The 20,737-nt window shown below is 65.8% G+C and carries 16 protein-coding genes and 1 pseudogene; 8 read left to right on the top strand and 9 right to left on the bottom strand.

Going from position 1 to position 20,737, the window contains the following annotated elements; translation table 11 throughout:
- The first annotated feature begins 1 nt into the window (after position 1).
- Complete coding sequence (locus OG405_RS02225) at positions 2-355, top strand: GntR family transcriptional regulator (protein WP_327149968.1); 354 nt, start codon at positions 2-4, stop codon at positions 353-355.
- Between the two features lie 12 nt (positions 356-367).
- Here OG405_RS02225 and OG405_RS02220 read toward each other — a convergent pair.
- The 4 genes and pseudogenes from OG405_RS02220 to OG405_RS02205 form a co-directional block, all read right to left on the bottom strand.
- Positions 368-744: pseudogene (locus OG405_RS02220) on the bottom strand (LLM class flavin-dependent oxidoreductase); the annotation flags it as partial.
- A 17-nt stretch (positions 745-761) separates the two neighbouring features.
- Positions 762-1,643: an ABC transporter permease gene (locus tag OG405_RS02215; RefSeq protein ID WP_327149967.1), complete on the bottom strand. Its 882-nt coding sequence runs from the start codon at positions 1,641-1,643 to the stop codon at positions 762-764.
- Positions 1,636-2,466: an ABC transporter ATP-binding protein gene (locus OG405_RS02210; protein ID WP_327149966.1), complete on the bottom strand. Its 831-nt coding sequence runs from the start codon at positions 2,464-2,466 to the stop codon at positions 1,636-1,638. Before OG405_RS02210 ends, OG405_RS02215 begins: the two co-directional genes overlap by 8 nt.
- A complete protein-coding gene (locus OG405_RS02205) occupies positions 2,463-3,560 on the bottom strand; it encodes an ABC transporter substrate-binding protein (RefSeq protein ID WP_442790649.1) in 1,098 nt (365 codons plus the stop codon). The genes OG405_RS02210 and OG405_RS02205 overlap by 4 nt, the downstream gene beginning before the upstream one ends.
- Before the next feature lie 375 nt (positions 3,561-3,935).
- On the opposite strand from OG405_RS02205, the gene OG405_RS02200 reads away from it, so the two are divergent.
- The gene (locus OG405_RS02200; protein ID WP_327149965.1) at positions 3,936-4,325 is read left to right on the top strand and encodes a DUF732 domain-containing protein; all 390 of its coding nucleotides are present in this window, start codon (positions 3,936-3,938) and stop codon (positions 4,323-4,325) included.
- Positions 4,326-4,410: 85 nt separating this feature from the next.
- Here the strand turns inward: OG405_RS02200 and secA are convergent, their stop codons facing one another.
- Positions 4,411-7,257 carry a preprotein translocase subunit SecA gene (gene secA / locus OG405_RS02195; RefSeq protein ID WP_327149964.1) on the bottom strand — a complete coding sequence of 949 codons (2,847 nt, stop codon included), beginning with the start codon at positions 7,255-7,257 and terminating at the stop codon, positions 4,411-4,413.
- Between the two features lie 313 nt (positions 7,258-7,570).
- Here secA and OG405_RS02190 point away from each other — a divergent pair, with 313 nt between their 5' ends.
- From OG405_RS02190 to bluB, 6 genes are all read left to right on the top strand, one after another.
- Complete coding sequence (locus OG405_RS02190) at positions 7,571-8,980, top strand: WS/DGAT/MGAT family O-acyltransferase (RefSeq protein ID WP_327149963.1); 1,410 nt, start codon at positions 7,571-7,573, stop codon at positions 8,978-8,980.
- Positions 8,981-8,990: 10 nt separating this feature from the next.
- Positions 8,991-9,494: a DUF6912 family protein gene (locus OG405_RS02185; protein ID WP_327152613.1), complete on the top strand. Its 504-nt coding sequence runs from the start codon at positions 8,991-8,993 to the stop codon at positions 9,492-9,494.
- 163 nt (positions 9,495-9,657) lie between these two features.
- Entirely contained in the window at positions 9,658-10,812 is a 1,155-nt protein-coding gene (locus OG405_RS02180) for a ferredoxin reductase (RefSeq protein ID WP_442790648.1), read from the top strand.
- A gap of 153 nt (positions 10,813-10,965) precedes the next feature.
- Entirely contained in the window at positions 10,966-12,339 is a 1,374-nt protein-coding gene (locus OG405_RS02175; RefSeq protein ID WP_327149962.1) for a fatty acid desaturase family protein, read from the top strand.
- A 214-nt stretch (positions 12,340-12,553) separates the two neighbouring features.
- Positions 12,554-13,810 (top strand): fatty acid desaturase family protein, encoded by a 1,257-nt coding sequence (locus OG405_RS02170; protein WP_327149961.1) that lies wholly within the window; start codon positions 12,554-12,556, stop codon positions 13,808-13,810.
- An 820-nt stretch (positions 13,811-14,630) separates the two neighbouring features.
- A complete protein-coding gene (bluB, locus tag OG405_RS02165) occupies positions 14,631-15,263 on the top strand; it encodes a 5,6-dimethylbenzimidazole synthase (protein ID WP_327149960.1) in 633 nt (210 codons plus the stop codon).
- A gap of 44 nt (positions 15,264-15,307) precedes the next feature.
- On the opposite strand, the gene hpf is transcribed toward bluB, so the two are convergent.
- The 4 genes from hpf to mtrB all read right to left on the bottom strand — a co-directional run bounded on the left by hpf (position 15,308) and on the right by mtrB (position 20,662).
- On the bottom strand, positions 15,308-16,003 hold the full coding sequence (hpf, locus tag OG405_RS02160; protein ID WP_442790647.1) for a ribosome hibernation-promoting factor, HPF/YfiA family: 696 nt from the start codon (positions 16,001-16,003) through the stop codon (positions 15,308-15,310).
- Between the two features lie 232 nt (positions 16,004-16,235).
- Complete coding sequence (locus tag OG405_RS02155) at positions 16,236-16,868, bottom strand: ComF family protein (RefSeq protein ID WP_327149959.1); 633 nt, start codon at positions 16,866-16,868, stop codon at positions 16,236-16,238.
- A gap of 42 nt (positions 16,869-16,910) precedes the next feature.
- Complete coding sequence (gene lpqB / locus OG405_RS02150; RefSeq protein WP_327149958.1) at positions 16,911-18,716, bottom strand: MtrAB system accessory lipoprotein LpqB; 1,806 nt, start codon at positions 18,714-18,716, stop codon at positions 16,911-16,913.
- Positions 18,713-20,662 (bottom strand): MtrAB system histidine kinase MtrB, encoded by a 1,950-nt coding sequence (mtrB, locus tag OG405_RS02145; RefSeq protein ID WP_442790646.1) that lies wholly within the window; start codon positions 20,660-20,662, stop codon positions 18,713-18,715. The genes lpqB and mtrB overlap by 4 nt, the downstream gene beginning before the upstream one ends.
- Between the last annotated feature and the right edge of the window lie 75 nt (positions 20,663-20,737).

Here is a 20,737-nt window from a genome sequence, read left to right as displayed (position 1 = left end):
GATGCTGATCCGCGTGGACCCGGCGCGGCCGGAACCGCTGGCCGACCAGATCGCGGCCTGTGTGCGGCGGGCGATCGCCGACGGCGACGCACCTGCGGGCACCCGGTTGCCGGGTGCCCGCGAACTGGCGGCGTCGCTGGAGGTCAGCATCCATACCGTGCTCGCCGGATATCAGCGGTTGCGCGACGAAGGGTTGCTCGAACTGCGCCGCGGCCGGGGAGCCACGGTCCGCGCCGGTATCCCCGACGGTCGCGCCGCGGTGGTCGATCTGGCCCGGCAGCTCGTAGCCGCCGCCCGCCGTATCGACCTCGACGAAACGGAACTGCTCGAATTGGTTCGCGCCGCCGCGCACTGACTCGTGCCACCACCGGCCAGCGGTGGTACGACTCGCGGCTAGGCGACGGCCACGGCCGGAGTGCTCGGGGATCGAGCGTTGCGCGGTGAAAATGGCCGCGGCGTAACGAGCGGCGAAATCGTTACCGCTGGTCGAGGAGCCGGCCTGGACGAGAAGCGGCCGTCCCTGCGCCGAACGCGGGACATTGAGCGGGCCGCACACCTTGAACCGCTCGCCGTGATGATCGCCGGTGTGCGCCTTCGCGGGGCCGGCGAACACGCCGGACCCGGCGTCGAGGGCGGCTCGTCCGGGGTCCCGGAGGTGACAATATTCCATCCGGCCCGTCCACCGCTGATCTGATCGAGCGAGGCGAATTTGCGGGCCAGGTTGTAGGGCTCGTTGGAGTTGGTGCGACATCATCACCTGTCTAGAGAGCAACGCGCCAGCTGGACAGCCGACGCTCGACGAACACCAGGACCGTGTTGAAGATCAGGCCGACCAGCGCGATGGCGATGATCCCCGCGTACATATCGGGAATCTGGAAGTTGAGCTGCGCGGCCGTGATCAGATACCCCAGTCCGGCCTTCGCGCCGACCATCTCGGCCGCGATGAGCACCAGGATCGAGGACGCCGCGGCCATCCGAAGACCGGTGAAGATGGTCGGCACCGCCGCCGGCAACACGACCTTGTAGACCAGCGCGATCTGGGAGAAGCCCAGCGAACGGGCGGATTTGATGAGCAGCGGATCGACAGTGCGCACCCCGGAGATGGTGTTGAGCAGAATCGGGAAGGCGCACGCGTAGATCACCAGCGCCACTTTCGAGGTCTCGCCGATGCCCAGGATCAGGATGAACACCGGGAGCAATGCCAGTGCCGCCGTATTACGGAACAGTTCGAGGACCGGGTTCAGGAAATCGGCCACCGGCCGATACCAGGCGATCGCGACGCCCAGTGGCACCGCGATCGCCACCGCGATCACGAATCCGGTGAGCGCACGGGACAGACTGGTCGATATGTGCTCCCACAGCTGCCCGTTGGCGGTCAGCTCGAAGAAGGTCGCGGCGACCTCGGTGAACGGCGGCAGGAACACCTTGTCGACCAGACCCACCCGGGGCGCGACCTCCCAGAGGGCCAGGAACGCCAAGATCGCGACCGACGGTTTCACCACCCGCCAGGCCAGGGCGGCCAGGCGCTGCCCCCACTGGCGGGCCGCGATACGCGCCGGTGCAGTGGACCGCACGAGGGCAGGCTGCTCGGCCCCGGTGGCGCGCGGCGCGTCCAGGGTGCCGGTGGCGAGTGCGCTAGACATGCTGAACCTCTTCGATCGTCGAGATATCGGCGAGTTCGAGCGAGCGGGCACGTTCGACCTCGTCGTGCAGCAGCGACCAGATCCGGTGCCGCAGAGCACGGAACTCCGCACCGGAACGGATGTCCTCGGCGGTGCGGTCGATATCGATATCGACCACCGTTTTGACCCGGCCGGGGCGGGAGGTGAGTACGGCAACCCGCTGACCCAGATAGACCGCTTCGTCGATACCGTGGGTGATGAACAGGATCGTCTTACCGGTGCGCTCCCAGATCCGCAGCAATTCGTCCTGTAGCGATTCCCGGGTCTGCGCGTCCAGCGCGGCGAACGGTTCGTCCATCAGCAGCACTTCGGGGTCGAAGGCCAGACTGCGGGCGATCGCGACCCGCTGTTTCATCCCGCCGGACAGTTCGTGCGGGTAGCGGTCGGCGAATCCGGCCAGCCCGACCAGTTCGAGATAGTGTTCGGCGCGTTCGCGCCGCTCGGCCCTGGGCACACCCTTGGCCTCCAACCCGAACTCGATATTGCGGCGGGCACTGCGCCACGGCAGCAGCGCGTACTGCTGGAAAACGATTCCGCGGTCCAGACCGGGCCCGGTGATCGGTTTGCCGTCGAGCAGGATCTGCCCGGAGCTCGGAGTGCTCAGTCCGCCCAGCAGATCGAGCAGTGTGGACTTACCGCATCCGCTGGGCCCGACGAGGACCAGGAATTCCCCGGCCGCGAGGTCGAGAGTTATGTCCTCGACCGCGGTGAGGCCGGTTTTCTGACCTCGGATCGGGAACTTCTTGGTCACGCCGTCCAGGCGGAGTTTGGGTGTCGTGCTCATTTTTCACCGGCCGATGCTTGTCCGTCGGGTCCACCTTCGGCGGGGTAGGTGCCGTTGGCGTACGGGTTGTACTCGTTGGTGTAGAGATCGCGGGCCGCCGGCTTGTCCTGGTCGAGTTCGCCGTTACGGACCAGCCAGTCGATCCAGATCTGCAATTCGCGTTCGGCGATCACCGCGCCCGGCACCGGGATCCCGGAACTACGCCAATACTTCACAGGTTCGGCGCTTTCCGTACGTCCCCGCTTGTGGATGATGTCGAGGAAGCGGGCTATCACTTCTTCCCGCGGATGGATCTGGGTCCAGCGGACGGCCCGCGCGGTCCCCTGGACGAAATCACGCACCGCATCGGGATTCGCGGCGATGAAATCGTCGCGCATCACATACGTGCCGTAGCTGAACGCGCCGAACAGGTCCCGGTCGGTGAACAGGGGGCGGATACCGCCCCGGGCCAGGGCGCTCTCCCGCTGGATCGAGCTCAGGGTGGCGACATCGAGCTGGCCCTCGCGTAGCGCCTGCTCGGTGTTCACCGGCGGTACCACCACCAACTGCACCGATTTGATCTCGTCCTGGGTCAAGCCCTGCTGGGCGAGCCATTCGCGGGTGAGGAATTCGTGGTGCGCACCGAGGGTGTTCATCCCGATCTTCTTGCCGATCAGATCACGCGCCGACCGGATCGGGCTGTTCTCCAGCACGTAGTACCCGGTGTACTCGTTCGCGTCGGCACCGTAGGAGCTGAGCACCGAGGTGATGGGCGCGCCGGCCACGTTGAGTTTGACGACGGCACCGTTGAACGCCGATCCGAATTCGATCTCGCCGGTGGCCGCCGACTGGATGTCCTGTGGGCCGCTGGTGGTATCGCCGACCCATTCCAGCTGGATCCTGTCGTAATAGCCGAGGTCGGCGGCCAGCTCGTGGAATCCCACTTTCCCGGACCAGCCCTGATATCGCAGGATCGTCTTACCGTCGGCAGTTTCGGCGGCCTCGCCACCCGCGCCGCACCCACACAGCAGCATCACGAGGGCGGTGAGCACCGCGAGGCCTGCGGCGGCCCTCGGCCGCCACGTGCTGCGTATCGTATCCGGGCGTACTGGCATGGGTTCTGTCCCTTGTGATGTGGGTTGCGCTGCCCGGTTATCGTGCGGTTCACGACCGCGCCTGCGAACCCTTTACCTCAGGGCGAATCCAAACCTGCCGGGTTCGGACTGCCCGGCGCCACCCCCGGGTGTGGAACCTGGAAAATCCCCGGCTACCTCGCATTCGAGGAGATCCATCAGGCAAATTGATGGGATGTTCGGCGACGCAGCGAAAATCAGCAAACCAGCAGCTCGACGGCGGGTTAATATGCGGCACGCACCGAAGTTATTCGGCCGAGACGGCAACGAGACGTCGGCGCGATAGTCCGGCCCGAGCTGTCGGGGCAGGGCCGGGCTACCCATCCCCGTCCCGCACTATCGAACACAGAAGGAACGATGCTCAAAACTCTGGCCATCGGCGCGGTCGCATCCGCGCTCGTGTTCGGCAGCTTCTCCAGTGCCTCCGCACACCCCTACCCCGGCGTCTCGCGCCCGGGTTCCACGGGTGCGCACAGCCCGGCGGGTAAAGACGATTCCGTCGCGCAGCTACCCTTCGCGGACCGGGAATTCCTCCGGGCCAGCGCGTTCGACGACGAGAACCGCCAACTTCAGGACGCGGCGATCGCCCTCGCACACGCCCAGTGCGAATACCTCGGCACCTCCGGTAACACCGCGGCGAACCGCACCTACCTCGCCGAGGAGGCACGGCCGTTCGTGGAATACCCCTACATGTTCCTGGAAGCCGCAGTCAGGTCCTACTGCCCGCAGCACACCGTGATGAGCTGAGCCGGAGTCCCACGAATATTCCGGAACCCCTCCGAGACAGCGGCGCCGCTCTCCTGTACAGGAGAGCGGCGCCGTCGGTTCCGAGTCAGTGCTTACGAGGTGTCTTGGCGCCCCGGCCCTGTTTCGTCTGCGCCCGGGCGGCCTCACGGCGTTCCCGCCTGGTGCCCTGCCCCTGGCCGTCGGCACCGTACTCCTCCGCGTCGCTGTGCACCGCGGTACGTCCGCCCTCGTCCGGGCCCGAGTAGCTCAGGCCACGCGGGCCCGACTCGCCGATACCGCGGGCACGCAGAGCCGGAGGTGCGCCGTTGATGATCGGAAGCTTTTCGGTCGGGTACTGGCTCTCCGGCGGTACCGGCTGCGAGCCGATCGGGGAACGCAGCCCCGGATCCACCGCGACGCCCTCGGGCTGCGGCTGCTGAACCTCCACCTGGACGTTGAACAGGATGCCGACCGCGTCCTCCTTCAGCCCCTCCAGCATGTTGGCGAACATATCGAAGCCCTCGCGCTGATATTCCACCAGCGGATCACGCTGGGCCATGGCGCGGAGACCGATACCTTCCTTCAGGTAGTCCATCTCGTACAGGTGCTCACGCCATTTCCGGTCCAGCACCGACAGCAGGACCTGGCGTTCCAGCGTGCGCATACTTCCTGCGCCGGCCATCCCGTCGATTTCGGACTCACGCTGCTCATAGGCGGCGTGGGCATCGTCGAGCAGCGTATCGAGCAGGTCGTCGCGGGTCAGCTCACCGGCTTCACCGACCTCGGTCTCACCGGCGACGTCGCGATGGTTCAAACTCACCGGGTAGAGGGTTTTCAGTGCGCCCCACAGTTTGTCGAGGTCCCAGTCCTCCACGTAGCCCTCGGCGGTGGCACCGTCCACGTACGCGGTGATCACATCGGTGATCATGCTCTGGACCTGGCCCTCCATATCCTCACCGCGCAGAATCTGGTTGCGCTCCTCGTAGATGATGGTGCGCTGCTGGTTCATCACCTCGTCGTATTTGAGCACGTTCTTGCGGATCTCGAAGTTCTGCTGCTCGACCTGGGTCTGCGCGCTCTTGATCGCCTTGGAGACCATCTTCGCCTCGATCGGCACATCGTCGGGCAGGTTGAGCCGGGTCATGATCGATTCCAGCGCCGCGCCGTTGAAGCGGCGCATGAGCTCGTCACCGAGCGACAGATAGAAACGGGACTCACCCGGGTCACCCTGACGACCGGAGCGACCACGCAGCTGGTTGTCGATACGCCGGGAATCATGTCGTTCGGTACCGAGCACGTAGAGACCACCGGCCTCCTTCACCGCCTCGGCATCTTCGGCGACCTGCTTCTTGACCTTCTCCAGGGCGTGGAACCAGTTGGCCTGGTATTCATCGGGAGTGTTCACCGGGTCCAGGCCCTGCTGACGCAGCAATGTATCGGTGATGATGTCGGGGTTACCGCCGAGCACGATATCGGTACCACGACCGGCCATGTTGGTCGCGACGGTCACCGTGCCGGGGCGGCCCGCCTCGGCGATGATCTGCGCTTCCTTCTCATGGAACTTCGCGTTGAGGACGTTGTGCGGGACACCGCGTTTGGTGAGCTGTTTGGACAGATACTCCGAGCGGTCCACGCTGGTGGTGCCGATCAGCACCGGCTGGCCGGCCTGATGGCGTTCCACCACATCGTCGACGACGGCGTTGAACTTGGCCTCTTCGGTCTTGTAGATCAGATCGGCCTGATCGATCCTGATCGGCGGCTTGTTGGTCGGGATCGGGATGACGCCCAGGCTGTAGATCTGGTGCAGCTCGGCCGCCTCGGTCTCGGCGGTACCCGTCATGCCGGAGAGTTTGTCGTAGAGGCGAAAATAGTTCTGCAGCGTGATGGTGGCCAGGGTCTGGTTCTCCGGCTGGATCTCGACCCCTTCCTTGGCCTCGATCGCCTGGTGCATGCCCTCGTTGTAGCGGCGGCCGACCAGGATGCGCCCGGTGAACTCGTCGACGATGATGACCTCGCCGTCGCGGACGATGTAGTCCTTGTCCTTGGTGTAGAGCTCCTTGGCCTTGACGGAGTTGTTCAGGTAGCTCACGAGCGGCGAGTTGGCGGCCTCGTAGAGATTGTCGATTCCGAGCTGGTCCTCGACGAATTCCACGCCCGCTTCGTGCACACCGATGGTGCGTTTCTTGATATCGACCTCGTAGTGGAGATCTTTTTTCAGCAATGGGGCGATCCGGGCAAATTCGGCATACCACTTGCTGGAGGCATCCGCGGGGCCGGAGATGATGAGCGGAGTACGCGCCTCGTCGATCAGAATGGAGTCGACCTCGTCGACCACGGCGAAATTGTGGCCGCGCTGGACGAGATCGTCCAGCGAATGGGTCATATTGTCGCGCAGGTAGTCGAAGCCGAATTCGTTGTTGGTGCCGTAGGTGATATCGGCGTGGTAGGCCTCGCGTCGCTGCGGCGGCGTCATCCCGGACAGGATCGCGCCGACCTCGAGCCCGAGGAAACGGTGCACCCGGCCCATCCACTCGGAGTCACGTTTGGCCAGGTAGTCGTTGGTGGTGACGATATGCACACCGTCGCCGCTGATCGCGTTCAGATAGGCCGGCAGGACCGAGGTCAGGGTTTTGCCCTCACCGGTCTTCATCTCCGAGATATTGCCCAGATGCAGCGCCGCGCCGCCCATGATCTGCACTCGGTAGTGCTTTTGCTGCAGCACCCGCCACGAGGCCTCGCGTGCCACCGCGAACGCCTCGAGCAGCAGATCGTCGAGGGATTCGCCGTCGGCGTAGCGCTCGCGGAACTCGTCGGTCTTGGCACGCAGCTCGATATCGGTGAGGTCCTCGTAGTCGCCCTCGAGCCCGAGCACCTCGTCGGCGAGATGGGAGAGGCGCTTGACCATGCGACCCTCACCAAAACGTAGCAACCTCGTCAGTGTCAGCGCAGGCACGAGTCTCGTCAGTCCTCTGGGTCGGTCGGGTTTCGGCTCCGATGTTCACGGCGGCGCGGTCGCTGTCAAGGACCGCGTAGCCGCAGCTTGCTTCATGGTAATGCGGCTCCCATGGTAGGCGCCGTCGCGTACCCGGCCAGTGTGCCTCGGTCACATTCGACGGCCGACGGGGCCCGGCGCGGGTATATCACTGCGGTTCCCCGCGCAAGTCCTCGAATTTCATATCGGAATATCACACACAATGGTGCGGGAACAGGTGTCACCTGGTCACAATGGAGTCCGGATTCCGGACTCCGAAGGGGCAGACACCAGGGTGATAGCGAAGCTGACACCGCAGGACGCGGACTTCTTCCGGCTGGAATCGACCACTCATCCGGTACACATCGGATCACTGGCCGTTCTGGACAACACAGCCGACGACGGCGAGCGGATCCTCGACTACCAGGGTCTGGTCGATCTGGTGGAGTCACGGCTGCCCCTGGTACCCCGCTACCGGCGCAAGGTCCGCGAGATCCCGCTGTCGTTGGGCCGGCCGGTCTGGGTGGAGGACAGCCGTTTCGATATCACCTACCACCTGCGTCGTTCCGCGCTACCGTCACCGGGTAGCGACGAGCAGCTCCACGAACTGGTCGCCAGACTGGGTTCGCGGCCGCTGGACCCCGGCCGCCCGCTGTGGGAGATGTACCTGATCGAGGGTTTGAGCGGCGGGCGGTGCGCCCTCTACACCAAATCGCACGCCGCCCTGGTCGACGGGCACGCCGCCCTCGAGATCGGGCACGTCGTCGTCGACGGGGCCGAGTCCCCGCGGGAGATCGCCGACGATGCGTGGCTACCGGGTCGCGAACCCAGCGATACCGATCTGCTGCTGGGCGCGCTCGGGCATCTGGTGGCCCAGCCCGGCTCGGCGGTGGAGGTGCTGCGCGAGGTCGGCGCCGGCACCGCCGGCCTGATCGGCACGGCGAGCCGCACCTTGGACGGCGCCGTATCGGCGGTTCGGTCGGCCACCAGCAGCATGCCGAACAGCCCCATCAACGCGCGGACCTCCCGCCAGCGCAGGTTCACCGTCGCGGTCACCGACCTCGCCGACTACAAGCGGGTACATCAGCAGACCGGGTGCACGATCAACGACGTGGTACTGGCCGTGGTGACCGGCGCCCTGCGCAATTGGCTGCTGTCGAGGAACAAAGGTCTCACCGAATCGAGCGTGCTGCGCGCGGTGGTACCGATGTCCGGTTACAGCGGCGAGCCGGGTACCGGGCGCACGTTGCCGAGCGGGATCACACCGTTCCTGATCGACCTGCCGGTCGGCGAACCCAGCCCGGTGATGCGGCTCTCCCATATCTCGCACGCCACCGCCGAGGATGCCCGCGGGCGCCACGGTGTGCGGGCCGCGACCCTGGTGCATCTCGCCGGTTTCGCTCCGGCCAGCCTGCACGCGATGAGTGTGCGGGCAGCGAGTACGTTCGCAGACCATACGTTCAATCTGGTGATCACCAACGCGCCGGGCCCGCAGACGCCGATGTTCGTCGGTGGGGCGCGGATGCTGGAGATGTACCCGGTTTCGCCACTGCTGCGCAATCAGGCGACGAGTATCGGGATCACGTCCTACGACGGACGGGTCTGTTACGGACTCAACGCCGACCGCGAAGCGATGGCCGATATCGGGGTTCTGGCCGCTTCGGTGCCCGAATCGATGGAGGAGATACTCGGTGCCTGCCTCTGACCGCAAGACCATGCGGGTGTACGTGCCGGCCACCGTGCCGATGCTGCGCGAGCTCGTGGACACACGCGAACTGCACGCGGTGGGCGGGACGGCCTTCGCGCTCACCCCCACCCTGCGTGAGGCCTACGCGTCGGGGGACGACGAGGAGCTGGCCGAGGCCGCCATGGCCGAGGCCGCGCGGGCGGCGTTGCGGCTGCTCGCCGAGGAAGTGCACGGCTCCACTCCCCCCATGTATCGCCGTGCGGTGATCGCGGTGGACGTCACAGGTGCGACCCTGCGGCCCGACCTCGACGACGCGGTCGTGAAACTGGACGGACCGATCCAGTACAAGCGGATCGCCTCGGTTCATATGGACCTGGCCGAGGCCGAACCCGCGGTGGCCAAGGCGGTCGACATCATCGATGCCGCCGACCTGGGAGACGAGGACGCCGAGTTCGTCCTCGGCGACGCCGAGGACCATCAACTGGCCTGGTACGCAACCCAGGAACTGCCGTTCCTGATCGATCTGCTGTGAGCCCGGCGCTTGTGATCCCCGACGGTCGCCCCGCGCGACCGCTGTGAGCCGCAACTGGGTCTCCGGGCGCCGATCGCCTGCGACCCCGGGGGAACCTACGATGCCGTAACCTGGTGCCACGGCGCGCCCCGGGCGCGGAGAACACAGGAGAAGAACAGCGCAAATGGGCAGGAAACCGAACGCGATGACGGTGCGCGGTGTCAAGAACTGGCTGGAGGCGCCGGCGGCCGGTATCGCCGAGCGCGGCGGCAAACTGAATCTGCTGCGGGGCGCGGTGGCACGGGTCACCACCCCCCTGCTGCCCGACGACTATCTACATCTGGCCAACCCGCTGTGGTCGGCGCGGGAGTTGCGCGGCCGCGTCGTCGACGTCCGTAAGGAGACCGCCGATTCGGCGACCCTGGTGATCAAACCCGGCTGGGGATTCGATTTCCGCTACGAACCCGGGCAGTACATCGGAATCGGAATTCTCGTGGAAGGCCGCTGGCACTGGCGTTCGTATTCGCTGACCAGCCCGCCCGACTGGAACGACCCCCGCTACGGCAAGAAGGTCATCGCTATCGCGGTGAAGGCGATGCCGGAAGGTTTCCTGTCCAGCCACCTGGTCAACGGGGTGTCGGCCGGCACGGTCGTACGGCTGGCCGCCCCGCAGGGCGCCTTCGTGCTACCGTCCCCGCCGCCGCCGAAGGTGTTGTTCCTCACCGCCGGGTCCGGGATCACACCCGTCATGTCGATGCTGCGCGCCATGGATCGCCGCGACGTGGTGACCGATGTGGTGCACATCCATTCGGCACGGACCGCCGAGGACGTGATGTTCGCGGCCGAACTCGACGCGCTGCACGCCCGGCATCCCGGATTCGTCTCGCACGTCCACCTCACCGGCGAGAAGGGCAAGTTCGCGACCGAAACCCTGGACGAGCTCTACCCCGATTGGCGGGAACGCCAGACCTGGGCGTGCGGTCCCCTGGGCATGCTCGACGAGATCGAGAAGCACTGGCACGAAGCCGGTCTCGAATCGGCCCTGCACGTGGAACGGTTCGAGGTGGAGCGCTCGGCGACCACCGAGGGCGGCACCGTCACCTTCGGCAAGAGCGGCCGTACCGTGACTGTGGACGGGGCCACCACCTTGCTGGAGGCCGGCGAATCCGCTGGTGTTCAGCTGCCGTTCGGCTGCCGGATGGGCATCTGCCAGACGTGTGTGGTCACCTTGAGTTCGGGACATGCACGCGATCTTCGCAACGGAACCGAACGGTTCGAAGGAGAGAAAGTGCAGACGTGCATCTCGGCCGCGGCGGGTGACTGCACGCTCGAGGTGTGACCGCCGACGGTTCACCCGGTAGCCGGCACCTACAGGTACCCTCAGGTGAACCGCAGGTCGCTTCCCGGATCCGGGAAGATCACGGAGACCCGTTCGTGTTTCCGACCGATCCCGCTCTCGTCTTCGCAGACAGCGCCTACAGAAGGGACGCCGGTGGCAATCACCGACATCAGAGCCTTTGCCCACCTCGCGGCCGAGGATGTCGAGACACTGGGGCAAGAGCTCGACACTCTTCGGCGTTCGGTCGAACAATCACTGGGCGAACGGGATGCCCGGTACATCCGGCGCACCATCGCAGCACAGCGCGCCCTGGAACTCGCCGCCCGCGCCGTGCTGTTCGGTAGCCGCAACCGCTGGGCCTGGATGACCGGGACGGCCATGCTGTCGGTCGCCAAGATCATCGAGAACATGGAGCTCGGCCACAACATCAGCCACGGCCAGTGGGACTGGATGAACGATCCGGAGATCCACTCGACCAACTGGGAATGGGATATGACCGGGCCCTCCGCTCAGTGGCGGCGGGCGCACAACTACTCCCATCACACCTATACCAATGTGCTCGGCAAGGACGAGGACCTCGGTTTCGGTATTCTGCGGATGACTCGGGACGAACCGTGGCGACCGGTGCACCTGGTCCAGCCGGTCGCCAATATCGTGCTCGCCGCGGCCTTCGAGTGGGGCATCGCCCTGCACGATTGGACGATCGAGAAAGAGTTGACCGGGGTTTCCCGCTATCAGGTCTTCTCCGAGCCGAACAAGGCGTTCGCCCGCAAGATCACCCGTCAGGTCGCGAAGGATTTCCTGCTCTATCCCGCGGTCACCGGACCCGCGTTCCTGTCGACGCTGAAAGCGAACGCCACCGCGAACCTGATCCGCAATCTGTGGGCCTATGCCGTGATCTTCTGCGGCCATTTTCCCGACGGTGCGGAGAAGTTCACCGAGGAACAGCTCGAGGGCGAAACGCCCGGTGAATGGTATCTGCGTCAGATGCTGGGCAGCGCGAACTTCTCCGCGGGCCCGGTCATGGGTTTCATGAGTGGCAATCTGAGCTATCAGATCGAACATCACCTGTTCCCGGATCTGCCCAGCAATCGCTACCCCGAGGTCGCGGTCGGCGTCCGCGGACTCTGCGAGAAATACGATCTGCCCTACACCACCGGATCACTGGGCAAGCAATACCTGCTGGCCTTCCGCACCATTCACAAACTCGCCCTCCCCGACCGGTTCCTGCGGCGCACCGCCGACGATGCGCCGGAAACCTCCTCGGAACGCAAATTCGCCGGCGTCACGTTGCACCCGGGGTCGGAGAACCGGCCGTGGAGTATCGATCCGGCGACCGGAAAGCGCCGCGGGCTGCGCTGGGCGATGCACGAGGCGAAGATCGCGTTGCGCGCCAAAGCAGAGCACGAGAAAGAGGTGTTGCGGGGCGCCGAACGGACCCTGCGAGCCAAAGCCCGGCAGGAGCAGGATCTGCTCCGGCGGGCCCGACACGCTCTGCGTAAATCGCATACCTCGTACTCCGCCTGACCGGCCGTTCGGATTCGATAGCGAATTCGCCGGTGCGTGTAACACGCCCGCCGCAGCTCGCGATCATCCACATCGAGGCCCGAGTGTGACGCACGTCGGTGGCTTTTGCGCTTTACATATCACCCGGCTTTGGGACGCGCAATAGGGCGCACACCACATTTTCTGAGCAGATCCCCAAACTTACGGTGTCGTAACTTACGGTAGGGTAGCCGCCATGGCTATATCGGATGTCAAGGAATACGCGCATCTCACCGAGGCGGACGTGGAGGCTCTCGGAGCAGAGTTCGACGCGATTCGCCGGGACATCGAATCGACCCGGGGTGAACGGGACGCCCGATACATCCGCAATGTCATCAGACTGCAGCGCGCACTCGAAATCAGCGGCCGCACCGTATTGTTCGCCAGTTTCCTGCCCCCGGCCTGGCTGGCCGGCGTGGCGCTGCTCGGCACCGCCAAAATCATCGAGAACATGGAGATCGGGCACAATGTGATGCACGGTCAGTGGGACTGGATGAACGATCCGGAGATCCACTCCACGCATTGGGAATGGGATAACGCGGGCCCGTCCAAGCACTGGAAGCACACCCACAACTACCTGCACCACAAGTACACCAATGTCCTGGGGATGGACGACGATATCGGCTACGGCCTGCTCCGGGTCACGCGCGACCAGCGCTGGAAGCCGTTCTACATCGGTAACCCGGTCTACAACCTGGTGCTGCAATCGCTGTTCGAATACGGCGTCGCGATCCAGCATCTCGAACTCGGCAAGCTCGCCGCCGGAAAGTTCCCGGCGGGAACCCCCGAACGCGCGGAATTCGATCGCAAGGCCGGTGAGGTGAAGGCCAAGATCAAGAAGCAGGTGCTGAAGGATTATGTCGTCTTCCCGTTGCTGACCGGCCCCTCGTTCTTCCACACCCTCACCGCCGACCTCACGGCGAACGTGATCCGCAATGTCTGGACAAACGCGGTCATCTTCTGCGGCCACTTCCCCGACGGCGCGGAGAAATTCACCAAGGCCGATATCGACGGTGAGAGCCGGGCCCAGTGGTATCTGCGGCAGATGCTCGGCAGCGCCAATATCTCGGGCGGCAAGGTCATGCACTTCATGACCGGAAACCTCAGCCACCAGATCGAACACCACCTGTTCCCGGATCTCCCCAGCAATCGCTACGCGGAGGTCGCGGTACGGGTGCGCGAACTCTGCGATAAGTACGATCTGCCGTACACCACGGGTTCGCTGCCGGTTCAGTATTTCAAAGCCTGGCGCACCATCGCGAAACTGTCGCTGCCCAACAAATACCTGCGGCACACCACCGACGACGCCCCCGAAACCGCCTCGGAGCGGAAGTTCAACGGGCAGGCGGTATCCACATTCGACCCGGTGACCGGACAGCGGCGCGGCCTGCGCACCGCGATCGCGGAAGGCCGCCGCCGGCTCCGCCGACGCGCGGTCGCTCTGGCCGGCTGAGTTCCGACGCTGCGGGGTCGAACTCCGATATACCGCCGTGGGCCGGTTCGGGGGTCGATGCGCCCCCACCGGCCGCCGGCCAGGCCGCAACCGATGCGGGGCATGTGCACGCCGGCATCGAGTCGCAGTGCGTGGTCGGCGACAGCGCCCAGGCAGCGCGCGACGGCGTCGTAGCGGATCGGTGGCCCGTTGCTACCGGTACGCATACCGCGCTGGGCGACCATATCGGCCACCCACGTGTCGGCACGAACTCGGATCAGTTGGGTGGCACCGAGACCGAAGTCGGTGCCGGCTCGCTCGCGATGCAGCCGCGGTAGGCACGTTCCGGTTCCGGCCACCGCTTCGAGATCGCCAGGACGAAGCCCTTGCCCCACCCTCCGAGATCGTTGCAAACATGCGCGATGATCTTCGACCCCTTGGCCTGAGGGCTCGGCGCATCGCCTCTGATGACTCGCAGTGCCTGCACTCCGTGATGCTCACAGGGGCATAGTTGCGTGTCAACGCGTTTCCGTCGCTACCGGTCGCAGAGCGTGACACTCTCATGCCGCATACCGGTAGTTCCACGCCCAGCTCGAAAGGTGCCGCTGGTCGCGAGATCAGCGACGCCACCGTTTTCACAACACGGTCGCTCGACACCACCTGTGTCCGCACACACCGACCACACGCACCCCGGCGGGAACCACCAGGCCGAGCCGGCCCCCGCGCCTCTCGCAGACAAAGACAACAGCCACCGAACGTATCGAGTGCGGAACCGCGTCATCGGACCCGACTGCTCCGCCGGAACCAGAGCGGGAACAATGGCGCCGTGTGTGCAGCGGAGATGAGCGTTTACGAGGCCATCCGTACCCGCCGGGATGTACGGGCGGAATTCACCGGAGACCCCATCGACGACCCCACCCTGTGGCGAATTCTGGCGGCGGCGCACTGTGCGCCCAGTGTCGGTAATTCGCAGCCGTGGGATTTCGTTGTTGTTCGTGAACCGGACACACTGCGGAAGTTCGCGGGCCATGTGGCCGAGCGGCGGCTCGATTTCGCGCGTTCGCTGCCCGCCGAGCGGGCACGGACCTTCGCGCCGATCAAGATCGAGGGAATCGAGGAGAGCGGCACCGGGATCGTGGTCGTCCACGACGATGGGCGGGGCGGGCCCCAGATACTGGGCCGGGCCACCGTACCCGAAACCGGTTTGTACTCGACGATTCTCGCGATTCAGAACCTCTGGCTGGCCGCTACCGCCGAACAGATCGGAGTGGGGTGGGTGTCTTTCTACGACGAACCGTTCCTCGCCGACCTGATCGAGCTACCCGCGGGGGCCCGGCCGGTTGCCTGGCTCTGTATCGGCCCGGTCACCGAATTCCGACCCGTTCCCGATCTGGAACATTTCGGCTGGCGCGATCGGCGACCGCTGAGTGCCGCGGTGCACCGGGAGCGGTACACCGGCGCGACCAGCGAATGAGAAAGCCGACCGGCCCAGTGCGGACCGGTCGGCAGCAGTGTCGGCTATGCGAGCCTGATCAGGCCGTAATCGAAGGCGTGCCGGCGGTAGACCACCGACGGCCGATCGGTTTCCTTGTCCTGGAACAAGAAGAAATCGTGGCCCACCAACTCCATCTCGTACAAGGCATCGTCGACCGTCATGGGGATCGCGGAATGTACCTTCGTGCGCACGATATGACCGGGCCCCTCGTATTCGGGGTAGTCGGCCGCGAAATCGGAGCGATTCCGGCTGTGCGGGGAATGGTCGTGCGGGATATCGGAGAGAGCCTCGAGGAGGGCATCTTCGGCCAGTTCAGCGGTGGCGTCGTGCACAGAGACCGGGGTCTTCTCACCGTAGTGGACACGGCGGCGGTCTTTGGTGCGACGCAGCCGGCTCTCCAGCTTCGCGGTCACGGCCTCGAACGCGGCGTAGAAACTGTCCGCGCAGGCCTCGGCACGGACGATCGGGCCCTTACCGCGCGCGGTGATCTCCACCCGCTGGCAGTTCTTGCGTTGACGACGGTTGCGTTCGTGGAAGAGCTCCACGTCGAAGAGGAAGATCGATGGATCGAAGCGTTCCAGACGGGACAGCTTCTCCGACACATAGATTCGAAAATGGTCGGGGACCTCGACGTTGCGGCCCTTGACCACGATCTCCGCACGGGTATCCCGTGGTCGGTCGAGCTGATCGTCCAGCTCGGTCTGGGCTGTGTCCTGCACTGTCTGGGCTGTGTCCTGCACTGAAGGTCGTGAAGTAGTCGTCACGCGTACCTCCCGGATCTGGCCGCACACTCCTCGCATGCGGCGGGATGAAACGGTGCCGGCCATGTCGGATCCAGTCGGCCGGCACTTGGTGTACGAGGCCCACCTCCAAACTCCCGGATCGGGTGTGTGAACGCGACGCTAGTACGCGGATCGAAGGTTCGCCACTGTTCACGCAAATTTCCCGGATTCACCCGGCACACGTCACGAATACGCCATCCAGGCGTGTTCCTGCGGCAATGAGGGCGCGGGCGCAGGCCGATACCGTGGCGCCTGTCGTCAACACGTCGTCGACCAAGACGACCTGCGCATCGACCGCCCGCGCCGGTAGTGGCACAGCACTGACCCGACCGCGGAGATTGCGGTCGCGTTCGCGTGCCGTCAGACCGGCCGAATCGCGGACTCCCCACCAGACTCGCAGACAGGGCAGCACCTGGCAACTGCTCAGCGACTGCGCCGCGATCCGCGCGCATCGCAATACCGGGTCGCCGCCGCGGCGCCGTGCTGCCGCGCTCCGGCTCGGCGAGGGTACAAGTATCAAGGGCCGGTGCGGGGCTCGCAACTCGGCCAGTCCCCTGGCTAAGGCGAATCCGAGCGGGCGGGCGAGGTCGCGCCGGTTCCGTTCCTTGGCCGCGAGCACGGCCTGCCGGGCCGGTCCGCGATAGTGGCTCAGCGCCCAACAGGGCACGCCCGGGTCGGTCCGCGGATGCACCTGGATCGGGGGACCGGCGATACTGCGCGCACAGCGTGCACACCACGGTGTCCCGGATATCCGGCAGCCGGCGCATTCGATCGGTACGACCAGATCCAGCAGGGTCCGCATGGCGCCAGTGTGCCGGTGGGCACCGACATCACTACGGAGAAATCAGCCGGGCAGCACCGGGACGGCGTCGGCGCCGAGACCGGGAACCTCGCGCCAATAGGGGTCGCCACCCTCGGGAGTGCGGGTGAATTCCAGGACTGCCCGTGAGTCGGCGACGTACTGCCGTTCGATGGAGGCGGTGACCTGCCGGACCGGCGGGGTGAGGTTGCGGCCGCCGAGCGAGGCCATCCCGGAGCCGTCTATCTTCACGGTACGGACCGGGTCGACGTTACCGGCGGTGGCCAGGATGATCGTATCGTCGCTGAACCAGTCGACCGAGGTCGCGGCGGTACCGAGTTCGATGGCGATCTGCCGCGGCGCGGTGAGTGCGAAGGTACCGTCCGGCCGGCGCAGCACCATGGCGACGTACACCTTCCCGTCGGCGATCAATACTGTGCTCACCCCGTTGCGGGAGATCCGAAGTTCGGTGATCGGTAGTTCGAAAGCCGGTCCGGAATCCGGTGCCGTCAACTGGGTGGTATCCACCTCTTGCACCGACACCGTGCCGGTATCGAGATTGGTGACCGCCCGGATCATCCGGTTCCCGTCGATGACAGCCCAGGCGGCACTGCCGTCGGCGGTCCAGGACGGGCGGGTGATGGCGCCGCCCTCCGCGACCGGGAAGGCGTTGCCCCCGTAGCTACCCACCATCAGGGTGCGCTGCGGCTGCGGCGGCTGGCGACCCGCGTCGGCGACGGCCGCCACCAGTTTCCCGTCCGGAGACAGGCCGACCGATTGCAGGTTCTGCACATCACCGAAATATCCCGGGGCCGGAGCCGGGGCCCGGTTCTCCTCGACCTTGACGAGCTTGCCGTCGCGCAGTGCGTGCAGACCGATCAGCGACTCCGGCTGCACGGAGTCGGCGACCGGGCCCAGATCGTCGACCGACCAGCCGTTGCCGGCGAACCGCTCGTCCAGCGGCCGCCCGTCGTCGAGCAGCAGGTAGGGACCCAGCACATCGGCGCTCGCGAGGGTGAGTACCACTTGGGCCGCGAATAATTCACGGTCACGCGGGCTCATCTCGCCGATCCCGGTGAAATCGATCCGTACCCCACCCAGGCCCACTCCGACGCCTACCGGATCGCCGTTGGCCTTGGTGACGACACCACGCACCGCCACGGGCGGGGCCAGGTAATTGCGCACGACCGGAGCGATATACGGCTGCGGGCCGGCGATCAGTTTGTTCACCAGTTGCTGGGCCAGTTCGTCCGGGCGGCCCGCGACCCAGCGCAGGTCCGGTGCCAAATGCTGGCCGTCGGCGGTCACGAAGTACAGGGCGTGCCGACGGTAGGACTGAGTGAAGGCGCTGTACTCCATCACGACGCCGTCGGGCAGTTCGTCGATCCGCCATTGGCCGTCGATCCGGGTCATCTCGATCTTGTTCTCGATGATCCCGTCGACCGCGTGATACGACCCGTCCTCGGCGAGTTCGCCGACCTTGCGCGCGCGCAGCACGTAGGTCGCCTCGTTCTCGGTCCGCGATTCCCGCAGGGTGTCTGCCCGTTCCACGATCACGTGGGAGTCGACGTCGTTCCACTGGGTGGAGGCGGCGGGGGTCATGTACTGCCGAGCGGCCAGATGACCATCGGTGGGGTCGGCGGTCGCCTGCAGGAAATCCCGCAGCAGCAGATCCGGGTCACGGTTCTTGGTAGGAAGCGGAGGGCCCTCGGCGGTGGGTTCCTGGTTGATCGTGCCGAGGGCCTGGGGCTGCGAGGAATCGGGCAGATTAGCGCAACCAGCCGTGGTGGCCAGTCCGATCACCGCGGCCACCACGACGAGCAGCCGCAACCGCCGTAGGTGCGCGGTCATGATTTCTGGTCTCCACTGTCGGTGATCACAGCACCTCCGTCCGCCGGACCGGGCGGCCCCGGCTCTCCGGAGTCGTCGCGATCCGGATCCGAATCCTGCGCGGGCGTTTCGGAATCCGGATCGGCCGCCACTGATTCACTCGCCGGCGCACCGGCAGGGATGGGCCCGGTCACCGGCACATCGGATCGAGGAGTATCCGACTCCGAACCCGCGTCCGGAGCACCCGTTGCCGACAGGTCCCGGTCCGCTGTCTCGCCAACTGCGGGGCGGGGCGCCCAGGGCTCGGTCTCGGTGACCGGCGGTCCGAGTTCCACTCGCTCGCCGGCGGCTCGATCACTATCGCTGTGCGGCCGCTGCGGTGCGCGGCGCATACCCGGCTCCAAAGGCAGCGGGCTCTTTCCCAGCTTCTGACCACGGACCAACGGCAGCGTCAACCGGAAACTCGCGCCGACCCCCGGGCGCCCCCACGCCTCGAGTTTGCCGTCGTGCAGGTTGGCGTCCTCGACACTGATGGACAAGCCGAGCCCCGTCCCACCGGAGCGGCGCATCCGCGAAGGATCGGACCGCCAGAACCTGCTGAACACCAGTTTCTCCTCCCCCGGCCGCAGACCGACACCCTGATCCCGCACCACCACGGCGAGTGCGTTGGCTTCGGTATCGCCGCGCATCCGGATCAGGACGGGTTTGCCCTCGCTGTGATCGATCGCGTTGGCGAGCAGGTTGCGCAGCACCCGTTCCACCCGTCGCGGATCGACCTCGGCGACCACCGGTTCCTCGGGCAGATCGATGACGACCTCGACCCCGGCGTCGCGCGCCAGATGCCGCACTGTGGAGATGGCCGCGCGGACGCACATGCGGACATCTAGCGATTCGACCTGGAGCTCGGCGACACCGGCATCGTGACGCGAGATCTCCAGCAGATCGTTGAGCAGTCCTTCGAACCGGTCGAGTTCGGTGACCAGCAGTTCGGCACTGCGGGCCAGCGCGGGATCGAGATCGTCGCTGCTGCCGTGGATGAGATCGGCCGCCATCCGCACTGTGGTCAGCGGGGTACGCAGTTCATGGCTGACGTCGGAGGTGAAACGCCGTTGCAGATTGCCGAATTCCTCCAGCTGGTTGATCTGGTTGGAAAGACTCTCGGCCATTTCGTTGAAAGCTTTGGCCAGCCGGGCGATATCGTCGTCGCCGCGCACCAGCATGCGTTCCTTGAGCCGCCCGTCGGCGAAACGACCGGCGATCCGGGCAGCGGACCGGATCGGCAGCACCACCTGCCGCGTCACCAGGGCCGTGATGGCGGCCAGCAGGATCAGCAGCACCACACCGCCGACCAGCATGGTGCCGCGCATCAGTGCCAGGCTGCGTTCCTCGTTGCTCAACGGGAAGATCAGGTAGATCTCCAGGGTGGGCACCTCGGCGCTGGGGCTGCCGATGATGAGCGCGCGGCCGTGATAGCCGTCCGGATCCGCGACCGTGGCGAACTGGTAGCTGACCTGGTTGCGCTGGACGAACCGGCGCAACGCGTCGGGCACCTCTGTCATCGGCCCGGCGGTGATCACCTGCTGCGGGGTCCCGCCGATCATGCTCAGTGCCGAATCGAAACTGCCCGCCGCGCCGCCGGTGCGGTTCGAATCGCGCCGGTTGGACAGCGAGTCACGGGCGTCGATCAGCCGCTGCTGCTGGCTGGTGATGTCGTGGACCCCCGCCAGCTGGGTTTCGACCGTGTTGCGGACGCGGTCCATCTCCTCGACCCCGGCACTGATCTTGGCGTCCAGCAGCCGGTCGGTGATCTGGCTGGTCAGCACGACACCCAGCACTGTGATGACGATCAGGGACAGAGTCAGCGTCGAGACGATGACCCGCAGCTGCAACGAGCGCCGCCAGAGCAGACCCAGCGATTTTCCGACGTGCTGGAACCATTCGTTGACCGGTGTCAACGCCTGTCGCACGTCGGCGAGACGCCCGGATCGACCGACTTTCCGACCGGCGCCCGACCCTACGTGGTCGCGCAAGGTAGTGCCTCC

The sequence above is a fragment of the Nocardia sp. NBC_01329 genome, assembly GCF_035956715.1.
Classification (GTDB): domain Bacteria; phylum Actinomycetota; class Actinomycetes; order Mycobacteriales; family Mycobacteriaceae; genus Nocardia.
The sequence above is the reverse complement of the archived record's forward strand: the minus strand, read 5'-3'. Positions and strand labels throughout refer to the sequence as shown.